11 protein-coding genes and 3 pseudogenes are annotated in these 16,105 nt (G+C 58.1%); 12 read left to right on the top strand and 2 right to left on the bottom strand.

Annotated features, from left to right (window positions below):
• The first annotated feature begins 102 nt into the window (after positions 1–102).
• Together rhtA and AO277_RS02985 are read left to right on the top strand one after the other, a co-directional pair.
• Positions 103–936 (top strand): annotated as a pseudogene (gene rhtA, locus AO277_RS02990) (threonine/homoserine exporter RhtA).
• Positions 937–1,111: 175 nt separating this feature from the next.
• Positions 1,112–1,426 carry a hypothetical protein gene (locus AO277_RS02985; RefSeq protein WP_002554031.1) on the top strand — a complete coding sequence of 105 codons (315 nt, stop codon included), beginning with the start codon at positions 1,112–1,114 and terminating at the stop codon, positions 1,424–1,426.
• Between the two features lie 25 nt (positions 1,427–1,451).
• On the opposite strand, the gene AO277_RS02980 is transcribed toward AO277_RS02985, so the two are convergent.
• Positions 1,452–3,260 carry an aminopeptidase P family protein gene (locus AO277_RS02980; protein ID WP_044319535.1) on the bottom strand — a complete coding sequence of 603 codons (1,809 nt, stop codon included), beginning with the start codon at positions 3,258–3,260 and terminating at the stop codon, positions 1,452–1,454.
• A gap of 57 nt (positions 3,261–3,317) precedes the next feature.
• Positions 3,318–4,511, bottom strand: coding sequence for a cysteine desulfurase family protein (locus tag AO277_RS02975; RefSeq protein WP_044319534.1), 1,194 nt, complete (start codon positions 4,509–4,511; stop codon positions 3,318–3,320).
• A gap of 586 nt (positions 4,512–5,097) precedes the next feature.
• On the opposite strand from AO277_RS02975, the gene AO277_RS02970 reads away from it, so the two are divergent.
• The 10 genes and pseudogenes from AO277_RS02970 to AO277_RS02925 all read left to right on the top strand — a co-directional run.
• Positions 5,098–6,219, top strand: coding sequence for a DegT/DnrJ/EryC1/StrS family aminotransferase (locus AO277_RS02970; protein WP_044319533.1), 1,122 nt, complete (start codon positions 5,098–5,100; stop codon positions 6,217–6,219).
• A gap of 5 nt (positions 6,220–6,224) precedes the next feature.
• Positions 6,225–7,774 (top strand): annotated as a pseudogene (locus AO277_RS02965) (lipopolysaccharide biosynthesis protein).
• A gap of 3 nt (positions 7,775–7,777) precedes the next feature.
• The gene (locus tag AO277_RS02960) at positions 7,778–8,713 is read left to right on the top strand and encodes a glycosyltransferase family 2 protein (RefSeq protein WP_044319532.1); all 936 of its coding nucleotides are present in this window, start codon (positions 7,778–7,780) and stop codon (positions 8,711–8,713) included.
• Entirely contained in the window at positions 8,703–9,155 is a 453-nt protein-coding gene (locus AO277_RS02955; protein WP_044319531.1) for a low molecular weight protein-tyrosine-phosphatase, read from the top strand. Before AO277_RS02960 ends, AO277_RS02955 begins: the two co-directional genes overlap by 11 nt.
• Positions 9,156–11,363, top strand: a complete 2,208-nt coding sequence (locus AO277_RS02950; RefSeq protein WP_044319530.1) for a polysaccharide biosynthesis tyrosine autokinase — start codon at positions 9,156–9,158, stop codon at positions 11,361–11,363. It abuts the gene before it with no gap.
• A 52-nt stretch (positions 11,364–11,415) separates the two neighbouring features.
• Positions 11,416–11,928 carry a transcription/translation regulatory transformer protein RfaH gene (gene rfaH / locus AO277_RS02945; RefSeq protein ID WP_004660994.1) on the top strand — a complete coding sequence of 171 codons (513 nt, stop codon included), beginning with the start codon at positions 11,416–11,418 and terminating at the stop codon, positions 11,926–11,928.
• Positions 11,929–12,013: 85 nt separating this feature from the next.
• On the top strand, positions 12,014–13,015 hold the full coding sequence (locus AO277_RS02940) for a glycosyltransferase (protein WP_044319529.1): 1,002 nt from the start codon (positions 12,014–12,016) through the stop codon (positions 13,013–13,015).
• Positions 13,012–14,179, top strand: a pseudogene (locus AO277_RS02935) (glycosyltransferase family 4 protein). The gene AO277_RS02940 and the pseudogene AO277_RS02935 overlap by 4 nt, the downstream one beginning before the upstream one ends.
• Before the next feature lie 83 nt (positions 14,180–14,262).
• Complete coding sequence (locus AO277_RS02930; RefSeq protein ID WP_044319527.1) at positions 14,263–15,378, top strand: glycosyltransferase family 4 protein; 1,116 nt, start codon at positions 14,263–14,265, stop codon at positions 15,376–15,378.
• A 73-nt stretch (positions 15,379–15,451) separates the two neighbouring features.
• Positions 15,452–16,105: glycosyltransferase (locus AO277_RS02925; RefSeq protein WP_257214184.1), on the top strand; the 654-nt coding region annotated here is incomplete at its 3' end.

The raw sequence follows: 16,105 nt of genomic DNA, 5'->3' as shown, positions 1-16,105 counted from the left end.
TCGGCGAAGGTCATTTGATTCATCATCGAAAAGCTCGGCGATTGGTGCCCGGAGATTTTGCCAAATCAGGAAGTCTTTTTCAGGATTTCCCTAGGGCTGCTGATGATCGCCATGATCTCCATTCAAAGCGGCGCGTCACTGGCAAAGAGTCTTTTCCCCGTAGTGGGCGCGCAAGGCACCACGACCTTGAGGCTGGTATTTGCGAGCCTTATCCTTATCGCCATCCTGCGCCCGTGGCGAGCGAATCTGACCGCAAAATCGCTACGCACTGTGTTGATCTAAGGCATTGCGCTGGGCAGCATGAACCTCCTCTTCTATATGTCGTTGCAGACTGTACCTCTGGGAATCGCGGTCGCGCTGGAGTTCACCGGCCCACTGGCTGTAGCTCTACTGTCTTCGCGCAAGCCCATCGATTTCCTATGGGTTTCTCTGGCAGTCATCGGTTTATTGCTGCTGATTCCCCTGGGGGCCTCGAACGAAGCGATTGATCTGGTCGGCGCTGCTTATGCTCTCGGGGCCGGGGTTTGCTGGGCCGCTTATATAGTGTTCGGGCATAAGGCAGGTGCAGACAACGGCGTACAGACCGCCGCGCTTGGCGTGATGATTGCCGCACTCTTCATCGGACCTGTCGGCGTGATACACGCAGGCTCTGCATTACTGGACATTTCACTGATACCGGCAGCACTGGGTGTCGCCATTCTGTCGACCGCCCTGCCCTACAGCCTGGAAATGATCGCGCTGACGCGAATGTCGGCACGCACATTCGTCACACTGGCAAGCCTGGAGCCTGTCTTCGCAGCGCTGTCAGGTCTGGTGTTTCTTCACGAGAGCCTTTCACTGACCCAATGGCTTGCAATTGGCGCAATCATCTTCGCGTCCATCGGCGCCACCCTTGGTTCTGCAAACACAAAACCTCAATTGGTCCCTGCCGACTGAACTGACCAAGCAGTCACAAGGTCAAGAAGCGACATGGCACTAGCATTTGTTGAGCGCATGCGCCATGTTTACGCCTGACCTACTCATGTTCGAGAGTTTTGCGTCACAGTTTTACCGACTCATGATCCAGTCAACCGGATGGATCGCGATCAGCAATGGCCCGCTAAGGAAAGGAATGAAATACATTTTTATCGTATTGGCCATGTTGGCTGTGGCAGGTTGTGCAGCTACATCCAAACCCGTCAAGCAAAGCAAGCGCGGCATTCACATCAACTGCTCCGGCCTGACGTCTTCCTGGGCCAAATGCTATGAGCTTGCGACCAACGCCTGTGCGTCAAGGACGTTCAAGGTCATCGCAAAATCGGGCGATGCCACAGAAGAGCCGGAAGACTATCCGTTCGGCCTCAACCCCGCTGGTTATACCAGCCGCAGCATGATCATTGTCTGTAGAAAAAGCACGCCACTGACGGATCCGTTACCGCAGGACTGAGCCTGCGGTAACGCGCTTCGAGATATCAGACAGCGACCGTGCGTGCCTGCAACCACAACAGCGCTGTACCCTGCAGTAGAGGGCTCAATCGCGCAAGAACCTGAGCGTGGTAATCGTTCAACCAGGTGCGCTCTTCCTCGTTCAACATCGAGACCTCGATGCAATGCGTATCGATCGGGCAAAGCGTCAGGGTTTCAAAACGCAGGAACTCGCCGAAATCGGTAGTGCCCGCTTCCTGATTAATCACCAGGTTTTCGATGCGCACACCCCAGCGCCCGGGCCGGTAAGTACCAGGTTCAATAGACGTGATCATGCCTGGGAGCATTGCTGTCTGCGGCGTTGCAGGTGCATGATAGGCAATAACTTGTGGCCCTTCGTGGACGTTCAGAAAATACCCGACACCATGCCCGGTGCCATGACCGTAGTTGACGCCTTCACTCCAGATTGGCGCTCGGGCAATGGCATCCAGCAACGGCGAAAGAATGCCTTTGGGAAAATGCGTGCGCGATAACGCAATAACGCCTTTGAGAACCCGCGTACAGTCCTGCTTCTGCTCGGCACTCGGCGTTCCGATCGCAACCATGCGCGTGATATCGGTGGTGCCACCAAGGTATTGACCGCCCGAGTCGATCAACAGCAAGCCATCACCTTCTATCTGCGCGTGCTCAGCTTCAGTCGCTCGGTAATGCGGCATCGCGCCGTTGGCATTGAACCCTGCAATGGTTGCAAAGCTGGGTGAAACATATCCCGGACGTCGCTCCCGTGCCTGAGTAAGCTTTTCATCAATCGTCACTTCGCTGATGGGCTCACGTCCCAGCGCGCTGTCCAGCCAGGCGAAGAACTCGCAGAGCGCCGCACCATCCTGCTCCATTGCCTGGCGGATGTGACCTGTATCGGTCTCGGTTTTTTGCGATTTCAGCAGCGTACTCGGATTAAGCCCTTCAACCAGGGTGACTTCACTGTCCAGGTAATCGAGCAAGCCGCAGGTAACACGCGCCGGGTCAACCAGCAGTCGTGCGTCTTTCGGCAGCTCGCGCAAGGCTGCGCCAATCTGCGTGTACTCCATGAGATTGATACCGTCGCGCTCCAGACGCGAACGCACCGAGTCCGGCACTTTCCGTGAGTCCACGAATAGCGTGACGCTATACGGGCCTATCAGGGCGAAAGCTATGAAAACCGGATTGTAGGAGACGTCAGCGCCACGCAGATTGAACAGCCAGGCTATGTCATCCAGTGTTGCGATGAAGTGCCAGTCAGCGTTTCGCTCGGCAACGATCTGGCGAACACGAGCCAGTTTTTCAGCACGGTCCAGAGATGCCTGAGGAGGCAAGTGTTCGTAGAGTGGGTGAGACGGCAAGGCGGGACGGTCCTGCCACAGCTCGGTGAGCAGATCGATATCCGTACGCAGGCGGGCACCGCGCGCGTAAAGCCTGCTTGCAAGAGTGCGCGAAGAGGCAACGGCCAGGACCGCCCCGTCAACGGCAACCACACTTTCGGCTTTGGCTTCGTCTGCCAGCCATTCAAGCGGACCCTGCTGGCCGGGCAACAGTTTTACCAGTTCGATACCGCTACCTGCCAGTTCCTTGGTTGCCTGCTCCCAATAGCGAGTGTCAGCCCATATGCCTGCAAAGTCCTGGGTAATGATCAGTGTACCGACCGAGCCGTGAAAGCCCGACAGCCACTGGCGCCCCTGCCAATAGCCGGGCAGGTATTCGGAGAGGTGCGGATCCGCTGACGGCACCAGATAGGCATCGATGCGCTCCCTGCTCATCAAGGCGCGGGTTTGCGCCAAACGTTCTGCCACTTCTGAACTGGCATTGGATTGCGTGCTCATTGACTCTCCTGCTGACCCGGAAATTGACTGCTTTCACCGGTTCAGATAATGGAGCACTCATCGAGACTGAGCAACCGCCCAAAACGCTGGCTGAATCAGACAGGCATGAATCGACTCGGCCGCACGCTCGATATCCTGATCACGCGTGAAGCGCCCCAGGCTCAGACGTATGGTCTGGCCGGCAGCCTGCGGACTCAGTCCCAGAGCCAGCAGGACGTGTGAAGGCAAGTTTTTTGCCGAGTTACAGGCCGAGGTGGAAGAGAAGGCAAGTCTGTCGCCCAGCGCTGCTATGTCGAGATCGTTGTGGGTAAACGTAAAACTGAGGGTGTGGGCAATCCGCTCGGTGGGACTGCCGTTGATACACCCCCCCGGAATATCGGCCAGTCGCTCACAAAGAAGGCGATTGAGCCGCTGTATTTCAACAACCTCTTCTTCAAGCACTTCGGCCGCCAAGGCAAAGGCCGCGCCCATCCCGGCAATCTGATGCGTCGCCAGGGTACCGGAGCGCAGCCCACATTCGTGCCCGCCCCCGTGAATCTGGGCAAGAACCCGTTGCTGCGCGCGCGGGCCGACATACAGCGCGCCAATCCCTTTGGGCCCGTAGATTTTGTGTGCAGAAAGCGACATCAGGTCTACCGCGAGCTGACTCAAGTCAATCGGCAACTTGCCAGCGCCCTGCGCAGCGTCGACATGCAGCAATGCGCCGTGAGCCCTTACCCGCCTGCCGATTTCCGCGATGTCGTTGACCGTACCCAGTTCGTTGTTGACCAGCATCAGCGAGACCAGAAACGTATCATCGCGCAAAGCGGCACTGACCGCGTCGGCGCTGATCAGGCCATCGCTGTCCGGTGCCAGCCAGGTAACCTCGATGCCCTCTTCCTCAAGTTGCCGGGCAGTATCAAGGGTTGCCTTGTGTTCAATCTGGCTGGTGATGATATGGCCGGACCTGCCTCCGGCGAATGCTGCCTGCCTCTTCGCGCGCTCTTGAGCCACGCCCTTGAGTGCCAGATTGCTGGATTCGGTGGCACCGGAAGTCCAGATGATCTGCGAGGCCTGAGCACCCACCAGATGGGCAACCTGCTCACGGGCAATCTCTACCGCAACGCGGGCCTTTTGTCCGAATGAATGAGCGCTGGATGCAGGGTTGCCAAAATTGCCTGCCACACCCAGACAATCGACCATGACCCTGATAACACGCTCGTCCACAGGTGTAGTGGCGGCGTAATCAAAATACAGCGCTGACTCTTTCATGTTCGTTCTCCTGCCTGCAGTCCGTGAACACGATCATGCACCAAACTACATAGAACCAAAAATTATCAATTGATATTTATATAGAACAATTAGAAATATAAGCAGGCCGAGATTGTAAAATCCGATGACTTATTGTCGTCTTGCAGAGCACGTTCAGCGTGTCATTTAAATACACCTGAAGGATGATATTTTTTTGACACCCTTATGAATCATATGGTTATAAAATCTGCTCTACCATTTATCAAAAATATAACAGAAATCTGACGAAATAATTTGACAGATACCCTGCCGCCACCGATATATAGGACCGTCAGGCGCATTCCGTTGTCACGCACATGCCGCAGAGCATAGCGTCGGGATAATCAAGCCGAAGTCGACCGCTGTTCCGTCCCACGCTGTCAGTTATTTCCACGGTGCTCATCAGGCGCCGGCGGATGTCTGTTGACTCCCCAATCTATTTTTAAAGTGCTGAACGCGTTCGGTGTGGCGGTAGCGTTGCCTGAAGCAATGCAGCGCCTGAACGCAAAAAAAGATGTCCGGTCACCCACTCGGCAACACCCCGATTCAGAGAAACATGGAGGCTTCGATGATTAATGTGACCAAGACGTATCTGGGTGATATCGACCAGTTCAAACGCTACGTCGAAGGTATCTACGCCCGTGGCTGGCTGACCAATCACGGCCCGCTGGCCAAGGAACTGACGGACCGGCTCAAGGACTATCTGGGCGTCAAACACATTATTCTGACCAACAATGGCACCCTGGCCCTGCAGGTTGCCTATCGGGCTCTGGGGTTGAGCGGCAGCGCTGTTACAACGCCATTCAGTTTCGTCGCCACCAGCAGCTCGCTGCAATGGGAAGGTATTCGCCCGGTCTTTGCCGATATCGATCCGGACACCTGGAATATCTCGCCGCAACACATCAAACGCAGCATCGTCGAAGACACCACAGCAATCGTGGGCACCCACGTGTTTGGCAATCCTTGCGACGTAGAAGCCATTCAGCAAATTGCCCGTGAACATAAGCTCAAGGTGATCTATGACGGCGCACATGCATTTGCCGTGCGCCATGCAGGCCAGTCGGTGCTCAACCATGGCGATATCAGCACCCTGAGCTTTCACGCCACCAAACTGTTTCACACGATTGAAGGCGGCGCGATCATCACCAACGACGACGAACTGGCCAGAAGCGCCCACCTGATGTGCAACTTTGGCGTATCGGGAGTAGACCGAATCGACGGCATCGGCATCAATGCCAAGCTCAATGAATTCTCCGCAGCCATGGGGCTGTGCATTCTCGACAACATAGGCAACATCCTTGAAGAGCGCGCGCAAATCGCTCACCGCTATACGTCAGCGCTGGAAAGCTACCTGGATCTGCAAAAACCCCAGGCCGACAGCGAACTCAATAACAGCTATTACCCGGTGGCGCTGCGTAACGAGCAACAGCTGTTGACGGTGCGCACCGCGCTCAACCTGCGCAAGATCAACCCTCGCCGCTATTTTTACCCCTCACTGGACACCCTTGAATACCTGCAGCCACAGCCCGGCCAGCCTGTGTCCAGAGCATTGAGCGAACGAGTGCTGTGCCTGCCGATCTATCCCGGCCTGCTGAAAAGCGAGCAGGACCTGGTCATACGCACGCTGATCGAAACCTGTGCTGTGACAGATATGGACTACCCGGCTTGCTCCGCTGCCAGGGTCTGCTGACTATCATGCCTGGCACACCCCCGGTCATTCCCAACCGCCCGATCATTCGCAGCCGTTCGATCATTCGCAACACCGTCCTGAACTACAGCGGACAGGCCTATGTAATGTTGGTCGGGATTCTGATCATGCCGTTTTATCTGGGCCATCTGGGTGCCGAGGCCTACGGCTTGATCGGTTTCTTCACCCTGCTGCAAGCCTGGCTGCAACTGCTGGACGCGGGACTGTCTCCCAGCCTGGTGCGCGCAGTGGCACATCAGCAAGGCACTCCCGTGAGCGAGAAAAGCCTGGGCCGTCTACTGCGCTCATTCGAACTGATATTTCTACCGATCACGATGCTCTGCGGCCTGCTTGTCCATGTCGCCAGTCCCTGGATCGCAGCACAATGGTTGAACGCCAATACGCTGCAACCCGACACTCTGGCGCATTGCATCACCTTGATGGGCATCGTCATCGCCTTGCGCCTGTATTCGACACTCTATAAAAGCGCCATTCAGGGCCTTGAGCAGCATGCCTGGCTGAACGCTGCCAATGTGTCGATTGCAACGCTGCGCTACTTCGGCGGCTTGCTGCTGGTCAGTCAATTCTCCCGAGACCCACAAGACTTTTTTGTATTTCAGCTCGTGGTCGGGCTGCTCGAAGCCCTGCTTTTTGCCAGCAAAGCCCGCAGGCTGATGCCTGCGCCGCGCTGGCTGACCGGCCTGGACTGGCAACTGATCAAGCCGCTGCTGCCCTTCGCCGCCAGTCTGTCGTTGAGCGCAGTGCTGTGGATTGTGCTGACTCAGGTGGACAAGGTGCTGCTGTCGAATCTGCTGCCACTGGACCAGTACGGCTACTTCTCACTGGTTGCGTTGATCGCCACGGGCATCGTGATGCTGAGCAACCCGCTGGTTCAGACGCTCTTGCCGCGCCTGACTGTGTTGGTGGCCGAAGGTAGGCGCGACGACATGCACACGTTGTTTCTGGCAGCCAATCGCCTTGCCTGTACCTTTCTGTTCCCGCTGGCAGCGGTCATTGCCCTGTATGCCGAACCGCTGATTATCGCCTGGACGGGTGATGACGCCGCCGCGCGCTGGAGTGGACCGGTGCTGGGCTGGTACGCGCTGGGCAGCGCAATCATGGCCGCCAGTGCTTTTCAGTTCTACCTGCAATACGCCCATGGCCGAATGTACTTGCACCTGTGGTACAGCCTGATTTCGACACTGATCAGCGTGCCTGTAATGTTCGTGGCTATCCATTATCAAGGCGTTTACGGCGCAGCGCTGGCGTGGTTTTTTCTGCGTGCGACGTCCTTCGCCATATGGCCCGTCATCGTCCATCGGCACCTGGCACCGGGCCTTCATCGCCAATGGTTGAGCGACATTCTGCGGATCAGTGCGATGACCGCTGCGGGCCTGGCGATCAGCGCGCCTGTGTTCCATCTGATTGCCGATGAAAGCCGTGGCAGCCTGCTGCTGGCGCTCGCCGCCAGCGGCCTTGTCACTCTGGCACTGGTGGCGGCAAGCCATGGGCCGCTAGCGTCAAAATCTATGTTTTGTTCAGCAAACCGAGTACCTGAGCCATGGACGACACTGCAAAAAATACCGACGAGGCCTGCATGGCACCGCCGTTGCTGAGCATCATATGCCCCGCCTACAACCAGGAGGCCTTCATTGCTCAGGCACTGGACGGGTTTCTGTCACAGCAGACCGATTTCAGGTTCGAAATCCTGATCAACGACGATGCATCCACGGACAGCACTGCACGCATCATTGCGCACTACGCCGAGCCGTATCCGACGATCATTCGGCCCTTCTATCAACAGGTCAACCAGTACAGTCAGGGCGCACCTTGCGTTCCGGGCCTGTTCGCCGAAGCCCGCGGCCGTTATATCGCCTACTGCGAAGCCGACGATTACTGGACTGATCCGCGAAAGCTGCAGCTGCAAGTGGACTTTCTCGAGAGCCATGCCGATTACGTCATCACCTATCACGACGCGTTCGCCTTCGACGAATACGGCCAGTACGGCGTGCAACTGCAAGGCCTGTTGCGCAGCGATGCTACGGCGCTGGAGCTGCAACAGGCCAGACGCCTGTCGACGCTGACCGTCTGCTTTCGCAATGTGTTCAGCAAAATGCCGCCCGAATTGAGCATGTGCGGTGCACCGTTGAACGATATGTGCTGGTGGTCATTGCTGGGGGCCTACGGCAAAGGCAAGTTCATGGCGCAGATCAAGCCGGCTGCCTATCGGCTGCACCCCGGCGGCGTGTTTTCCATGCGCAGCGACAAACGCAAATTGCATATGAACCTGCAGACCTGTTCAAGCCTGGCCAACTATTACAACCGTCTGGGCAATCAGCCCCTGTACGAACACTTCCTGATGCAGACGGTGTGCCTCTCGCTGGCGGCGCTCGCCCCCCGCCACAAGCTGAAGACGTTGTGGAAAGTGGCCGGCAATGTTGTCGTCAACCTGAGCAGACGCCTGTTCCAGACCAGTGGCAAAGCACATGTTCAGTAACGTACTGGTGTTGTGCGTCGGCAACATCTGCCGCAGCCCGATGGCCGTCGCGATACTGCATCAACGCCTGGAGGCCACGCAGGTGCGCGTTCAGTCAGCAGGCATCGCCGCGCTGTCAGGTTCGTCCATCGACCCGGCGGCTCGGCAGGTTCTGCAATCGCACCGGGTGCAGCCTCGGCGTCATGCAGCTCGGCAGATGAGCCGTGAGCTGCTGTGCCAGGCCGATCTGATCCTGCTGATGGAGCAGGCACATTTTGCCGACGTCCTCAAACTCGCACCCGAAGTACGCGGCAAAGCCTTTCTGATCGGTAAATGGCAACAGCCGCTCGACATCGCCGACCCTTACCGACGTCCCGCATCAGCCTTTGAACAGACCTACGCGCAGCTCTCACGCTGCATTGACGACTGGCTTCCTCATTTTCAGTCAGGAGCAACAGGATAAATGACCGTCATGAACCGTCCTTCGCTGGATTTCCACCAGGACTCCCGGATTGATCTGGCAGCGGTCCTGCGCATGCTGTTCGATCACAAAGCGCTGATCCTGTGGACCGTCAGCCTGTTTTTTCTGATCGGTCTGGGCTATGCCATTCTGGCCACTCCGGTGTATCAGGCCACCGCCATGATCCAGATAGAGCCCCGAAAAATCGGCATCGAGGGCACCCCGGAGGTCAGCGCCAAGCCATTGTCAGTGTCGCAGGCGACCACCGAGATCGAGCTGATCAAGTCGCGCGCATTGTTGGGCAAGGTCGTCGACGATCTGAAGCTCAATACGCTGCAGACACCTGATTTCTTTCCGGTAATCGGCCCTTACCTATACCGTACCTTCAAGCCAGTGCGCGACGGTGAATTGGCTAAGCCGTTATTCGGCCTGACGCAATACGCGTGGGGTGGCGAGAAAATCGACGTATTCCAACTGGAGGTGCCGGAGCACCTGCTTGGCGAAAAACTCACCCTCACCGCAGGTAAGCCTGGCCAGTTCTCGCTCTACGACAACGAGCACAATCTGCTGCTTGGCGGCACCATCAACCGCATTGTCGAAGGCAACGGGGTGAAGATTCAGGTCGCTGCGCTGCGGGCGCGTCCCGGTACCGATTTCAGTGTCTCCAGACAGCGCACGCTCAGCACCGCGCTGGTTTATCAGAACCGGTTGAAAATCGCAGAAGCAGGCCGGGACTCGGGCATCATCTACCTGTCCATCGAGGACCAGGACGCACAGCGGGCCAACCGGATTCTCGACGAAGTCAGCCATCTTTATGTACGCCAGAACGTGGAGCGCAGTTCGGCCGAGGCCGCGCAGCGGCTGCAGTTTCTACGCTCGCAGTTGCCTGCCGTGCGCAAACAGCTGGAGGACGCGGAGACTGCGCTGAACACCTTCCAGACCAGCGCCAGGTCGGTGGACCTGAGCATCGAAACCAAAGGCGTGCTTGATCAGGTGGTCAGCCTCGACTCGATGCTTTCCGAACTGAAACTCAGGCGCGTAGAGCTGGAACGGCTGTACACCCGTGAGCACCCGACCTATCGCAGCCTGATGAGCCAGATGAACCAGCTGGAACAACAGAAACAAGGCCTGTTGAAGAAAATCGACGCGCTGCCCATGACTCAGCAGGAGTTGCTGCGTCTGACCCGCGATATGCAGGTCATCAGCCAGACCTACACATTGATGCTCAACAAGAGCCAGGAACAGGACATTCTGCGCGCTGGCAGCATCGGCAATGTGCGGGTCATCGACAACGCCGACACCAATGTCGAGAAACCCGTCAAACCCATGAAGACGCTGATTGTGCTGATCGCCACGCTGATCGGTGCACTGGTCGCTATGACCATCGTATTCGTGCGCCAGGCGTTCTATCGAGGCATCGAGAGCGCCGAAGTCATCGAAAGTCTGGGCATGCCGGTCTACGCATCACTGCCCCATTCGCGTCAGCAGGAACGCCTGGAAAAGCGCGATCAGGACAGCAAGGATTCAAGACTGCTGAGCATTGCCGCACCCGGCGAGCTGGCCATCGAATCGCTGCGCAGCCTGCGTACCAGCTTGCACTTCGCCATGCTGGAGGCGCGCAACAACGTGCTGATGATATCGAGCCCGACACCAGGCGCCGGCAAATCGTTTGTATCGAGCAATCTGGCAACCATCATTGCCCAGACCGGCAGGCGGGTTCTGCTGATCGATGCCGATATGCGCAAAGGCTACCTGCATCGCCTCTTTGGCCTGCTGCCCAAACACGGTCTGTCCGACACGCTGGCCGCCCGTTTGCGGTGCACCGAAGTCATCCATCAGACGCGGGTCCGGCATCTGGATTTTATGTCCTGTGGTTTCGCCGCGCCCAACCCCTCGGAACTACTGATGCATGACAACTTCAACAAGATGCTGGCCGAATTGTCGCCGCTGTATGACCTGATCCTGATCGACACGCCACCCATCCTCGCCGTGACCGACGCGACACTGGTAGGTCGCCAGGCAGGCACCTGCCTGCTAGTTGCCCGTTTCGGCATGACCACCGTCCAGGAAATCGAGGCCTGCAAACGCAGGCTGGGCCAGAACGGAATTCTGATCAAGGGTGCCATTTTCAACGCGGTGGTGCGCAAGGCCACGACGTCCGATTACGACTACGCGGCCTATGGCTACAACTACCACCCTGCGCCCCGATAACCCGTATTGACGCCTGCCGTTCACTGAGCTGTTTCATTTAAAGGAATTAATCATGGCCCTCTCCGCCCAGGAAGCTCGCTGGTATCTGATCCAGACCAAACCGCGTCAGGAAGCCCGCGCCGAAGAGCATTTGCGACGCCAGCATTTCCAGTGCTACCGACCGCTGCAGGTCGATGTGAAGAAAACCGCTGCCAGGGTTCAGGCCGACGAGCCTTTGTTTCCCGGTTACCTGTTCATTCAGATGGATCAGGTACAGGACAACTGGTACCCGATTCGCTCCACACGCGGTGTCTCGCGCATTGTGACGTTCGGCGGGCACCCGGTGCCGGTCCGCGATCATCTGATCGAGCAGATCCGCCAGCGACTCTCCACACCTGCGCCCAAAGCACGATTTATTCAAGGTGATCCGGTAATGATCACGACGGGCAGCTGGAGTGATGTGGAAGCCATCTTTCTGAGCGAAGACGGTACCGAGCGTGCGGTGATTCTGCTCAACATGCTGCAACGCCAGCAAAAAATGGTGTTGCCCATCAGCAGCCTGTCAAGGGTCGAAGCCCGCGCGTAAGGCCTGCCGCACCTGTAGGAAACTGCCCAGGGCGTGTGCCTGAAACATGCGTCTCAGCCTGCTTAACCAGCCCCGGAACCACACCATGCCCCACCAGACCACCTTGGTGACGCTCACCTATGGTGACCGTTTCAGCTATCTGCACACATTGATCAGCCGCTCGCTGGAGAGCCCGCTGATCGGTCGTGTGATCATTGTCAGCAACGCTTCCGTTGCACCATTGCAGGCGCTGTGCGATGAGTGGCCCGACCGGGTTCAGGTGCTCTGGCTGCCTGACAACACCGGCTCGGCCAACGGCTATTCGACAGGCATCAAGGCCGCGCTGGAAACCGGCGACGATTACATCTGGTTGATGGACGACGATAACGCGCCGACGACCCATGCCATTGAGGTGTTACACCGGTCTCTTCATGAACGTGAAACGATCGACGGCAGGGACAATTGCGCAGTGCTCGGCTTTCGCCCCACGCATCAAGCGGACATCGCCGCGGGTGTACCGCTGCGTTACGCAATTCAGCGGCGCTCAAGCTTCTTCGGCTTTCACATCGCCCAGTTGCCATACAAGATCTGGCGACGCCTGCCCTTCGGAAGGCCCGGTGCCAGCGTGCCCATGCCGGAACGGGTGCAGCTCCCTTTCGCCACCTACGGGGGGTTACTGGCCCATCGCAGCCTGTACAAGAAGATCGGACTGCCACTGGACGCGCTCAAGCTGTACAGCGATGACACCGAATACACCTGGCGCATTACCGACGGTGGCGGGAAGGTATTTCTGGTCCCCGAAGCGCTGCTGGAGGATCTCGAGGACTCATGGAACATCAAGGCGCGCACCCGCAACGTCTATGAAAGCTACTTGTCGGGCGGATCGGACCTGCGCGCTTATTACGCCGCGCGTAACCAGGCGTGGTTCGACAGGCATATCTGGGCGTCCTCCCCACTGCTCTATCAAGTCAATCGCCAGGTATTTCTCTGCCTGTTGAGCCTGTATGCCTGGCGCTATGACGCCGATGCGCGCCTGAACCTGCTCAACGACGCCATTCACGACGGGGAAGCCAGCGTGCTGGGCCTGAACAAGGCCTACCCGCTATGAAGATACTGTTTATCAGCAGTCTTTATGCGCCCGATATCGGCGGCGGCGCAGAGATCATTCTGCAACGTACTGTCGAGGGCTTGCAGCAACGTGGACACAGCGTCGCCGTGCTGGCCACCACTGATCGGCCCGGCCTGCAGCTGGCAGAGGTCAATCGGGTCAAGGTCTATCGCGCCGGCCTGCTCAACCGGTACTGGCACTTCATCGCCCAGCGTCCGGGCCGTCTGGCGCGGCTTGCCTGGCACTGGCGTGATCGCTACAACGCCGGCATGCGCGAATACATAGGGCGGGTGATGGAACTGGAGCAACCGGAGCTGGTGGTGTGCCATAACCTGACCGGCTGGTCGGTGTCGGCGTGGGACGAAATAACCGGGTCCAATCGCCCGATCGTGCAGGTCCTGCATGACTTTTACTTGCTCTGCCCGGCCAGCACCATGTTCAAGAAGGGTCATAACTGTCAGCGCCAATGCACGATGTGCACGCAGTTGCGCAGCAATCATGCACAGCAGTCAGAACAGGTCGACCTATTTCAACGGCGCGCGGGGTTACGTGGTGCATAACGCCAGCCCGTTCACCCCGCCGATTTCCGGGCAACCCAGAGCACCCATCGATGACGCCCCGTTGCGCTTCGGTTACCTGGGCACGCTGTCCACAAACAAGGGGCTGGGATGGTTGATTGATCAGTTTCAGCACCTGCCGCTCAAAGCCACCCTGCAGATTGCCGGGCGCGGACAGGCGGCCGATGAAAAGCACTTCAGGGCCATGGCCACATCACCGGACATCAGCTTTGTCGGCGTCCAGAGGCCCGAAGACTTCTACCGCCAGATCGACGTGGCAATCGTCCCCTCCCTGTGGAATGAGCCGTTCGGCATGGTGGCCGTCGAGGCCTGCGCACACGCCCTGCCCGTCATCGCCAGCCGCATGGGCGGGTTGACGGAAATCATCCAGGAACCTCTAAACGGTCTGCTGTGCAACCCCGATGACCCGGACTCATTGGGGTTGGCAATGCTCAAGCTGCACCAGCAACCGGAACTGCTGGCACGCCTCGGCAGCCAGGCACGCAACAGTGTCGCGTCGTTAATGAGCCTGGACCTGATGCTGGACCAGTACGAAAGCATCTTTGCCCAGACCCTGCAGGACCGCCGCACATACGTCACACAGTAACGGGGCGCAATCTGCCCCATCAAGCCCGTTCAAGGACAGAACCTGGCACCAGCCAGATCACCCTCATCAGCAGGATGCTCGAGATGATTGTCATCAATTCACGGTTCCTCACCCAGGATGTCAGTGGTGTACAGCGTTACGCAGAGCAGATGTGCAGAGCCCTGAAGCGGCTGCGCGACGATCTGGTATTCGTCGCTCCGCGCACCATCAGGCTGCATGACTGTGCCAGCGCACTGGAGGCCCAGTGCATTGGTCATTCCACCGGGCATATGTGGGAGCAGATCGACCTGCCGCTTCACCTGAAACGTCAGGGCAGCCCGCTGCTGATTTCAGTCAGCAACACAGGGCCAATGTTCTATGGCAACCAGATAGCGACTCACCACGACATCACCTATGTGCGCTATCCGCAAAGCTACACCCGGCTATTCCGCCTGGCCTATCGGACCATCACCCCGATTCTGCTGTCACACGCCAGAACGCTGATCACCGGCAGCAACTTCTCGCGAAGGGAAATAACCTCGTTCTATGGCTACGCCGAGGACAAGGTGCTGGTCGTGCCCGCTGCGGTCAGTGCCGAATTCACGCCGAGGCCGACACCTGTCGATCAGCCGAAATACTTGCTTGCAGTGTCCTCACCCGCTGTACACAAGAATTTCAACCGGATGATTCAGGCATTTCTGAGTTTGCGTGGCCACACCGACCTGCAACTGCATATTGTCGGCGCAGCCAGCGCATTGTTCGCCGCCCCTGATCTGCAACACCTCGCCTGCCGTGACCCGCGCATCCGTTTTCTGGGGCGACTCAGCGATTCCGAGCTGATCAGCCAATATCAGGGTGCCACAGCGTTCGTATTTCCCTCGCTTTACGAGGGGTTCGGCATTCCGCCGCTTGAAGCACAGGCCTGCGGTTGCCCGGTGCTGGCCGCCAATGCCGCTTCGATCCCGGAAGTCCTGCAAGGCAGCGCATTGTATTTCGACCCGCTTGACATCAGCCACATGGCCGCAGCAATGCAGCGCGTGCTGGTGGATGCGCCGTTGCGCAATGCGCTGCGTGCTCAGGGGTTGCATAACGTGCAGCGTTTTTCCTGGGACCTTTCCGCGCAACGCCTTTCCCAGCGTATCGATGCGCTGCTGGAGTCTGCTCCTGCGTCGCAGAGCAAGCGCCATGTCGTACCCGAGTCGTCCGCCGGCAAACCCTGAACCCACAACAGTAACACCAGCATGCGCCCTGTCGCATCCGCAGTAGCGCGGGCCATTACAGCAAGGAACGCCCATGAGAATTGCTATTGTCCACGACTGGCTGGTGAGTTACGCCGGTGCCGAGCGCGTGCTTGCTTCCCTGATAAACATCTGGCCCGATGCGGATCTGTTTGCAGTCATCGACTTTCTCAGCGATCAGGACCGCGCGCAGCTACGCGGCAAGGTAGCCAGAACAACGTTCATCCAGAAACTTCCCGGCGCGCGCAAACATTATTCACGCTACCTGCCGCTGATGCCGCTGGCCATCGAGCAACTGGACCTCTCCGGCTACGACCTGATCATCAGCAGCAGCCACGCAGTGGCCAAGGGCGTGCTTTGCGGCCCGGACCAACTGCACATCAGCTATGTGCATTCGCCAATTCGCTACGCCTGGGACTTGCAGCACCAATACTTGCAGGAATCAGGGCTGGGCAAGGGAATCAAGGGCAGTCTGGCGCGCCTGGTCCTGCATTACATGCGCCTGTGGGACCAACGTACGTCGACCGGTGTGGACGCATTCATTGCCAATTCGGGCTTTATCGGCGCACGCATCTCGAAGGCGTATCGACGTGACTCCACCGTCATCTATCCGCCAGTGGACACGCTCGGTTTCACCCCCCAAGGCGTGGTATGCCCCCCGAAGGTTGGACAATTATCCACTTACGCTGCCTTGGCGGCCTGCATCCTG

The organism is Pseudomonas amygdali (assembly GCF_002699855.1).
GTDB classification, from domain to species: Bacteria; Pseudomonadota; Gammaproteobacteria; order Pseudomonadales; family Pseudomonadaceae; genus Aquipseudomonas; species Aquipseudomonas amygdali.
This window is presented reverse-complemented; position numbering and strand designations above follow the sequence as displayed.

Coding starts and splice junctions, on each gene's coding strand:
- AO277_RS02940 (WP_044319529.1), top strand. CDS start 12,014: ATGCCCCACCAGACCACCTTGGTGACGCTCACCTATGGTGACCGTTTC.
- AO277_RS02930 (WP_044319527.1), top strand. CDS start 14,263: ATGATTGTCATCAATTCACGGTTCCTCACCCAGGATGTCAGTGGTGTA.
- AO277_RS02960 (WP_044319532.1), top strand. CDS start 7,778: ATGGACGACACTGCAAAAAATACCGACGAGGCCTGCATGGCACCGCCG.
- AO277_RS02980 (WP_044319535.1), bottom strand. CDS start 3,260: ATGAGCACGCAATCCAATGCCAGTTCAGAAGTGGCAGAACGTTTGGCG.
- AO277_RS02975 (WP_044319534.1), bottom strand. CDS start 4,511: ATGAAAGAGTCAGCGCTGTATTTTGATTACGCCGCCACTACACCTGTG.
- AO277_RS02985 (WP_002554031.1), top strand. CDS start 1,112: ATGAAATACATTTTTATCGTATTGGCCATGTTGGCTGTGGCAGGTTGT.
- rfaH (WP_004660994.1), top strand. CDS start 11,416: ATGGCCCTCTCCGCCCAGGAAGCTCGCTGGTATCTGATCCAGACCAAA.
- AO277_RS02970 (WP_044319533.1), top strand. CDS start 5,098: ATGATTAATGTGACCAAGACGTATCTGGGTGATATCGACCAGTTCAAA.
- AO277_RS02955 (WP_044319531.1), top strand. CDS start 8,703: ATGTTCAGTAACGTACTGGTGTTGTGCGTCGGCAACATCTGCCGCAGC.
- AO277_RS02950 (WP_044319530.1), top strand. CDS start 9,156: ATGACCGTCATGAACCGTCCTTCGCTGGATTTCCACCAGGACTCCCGG.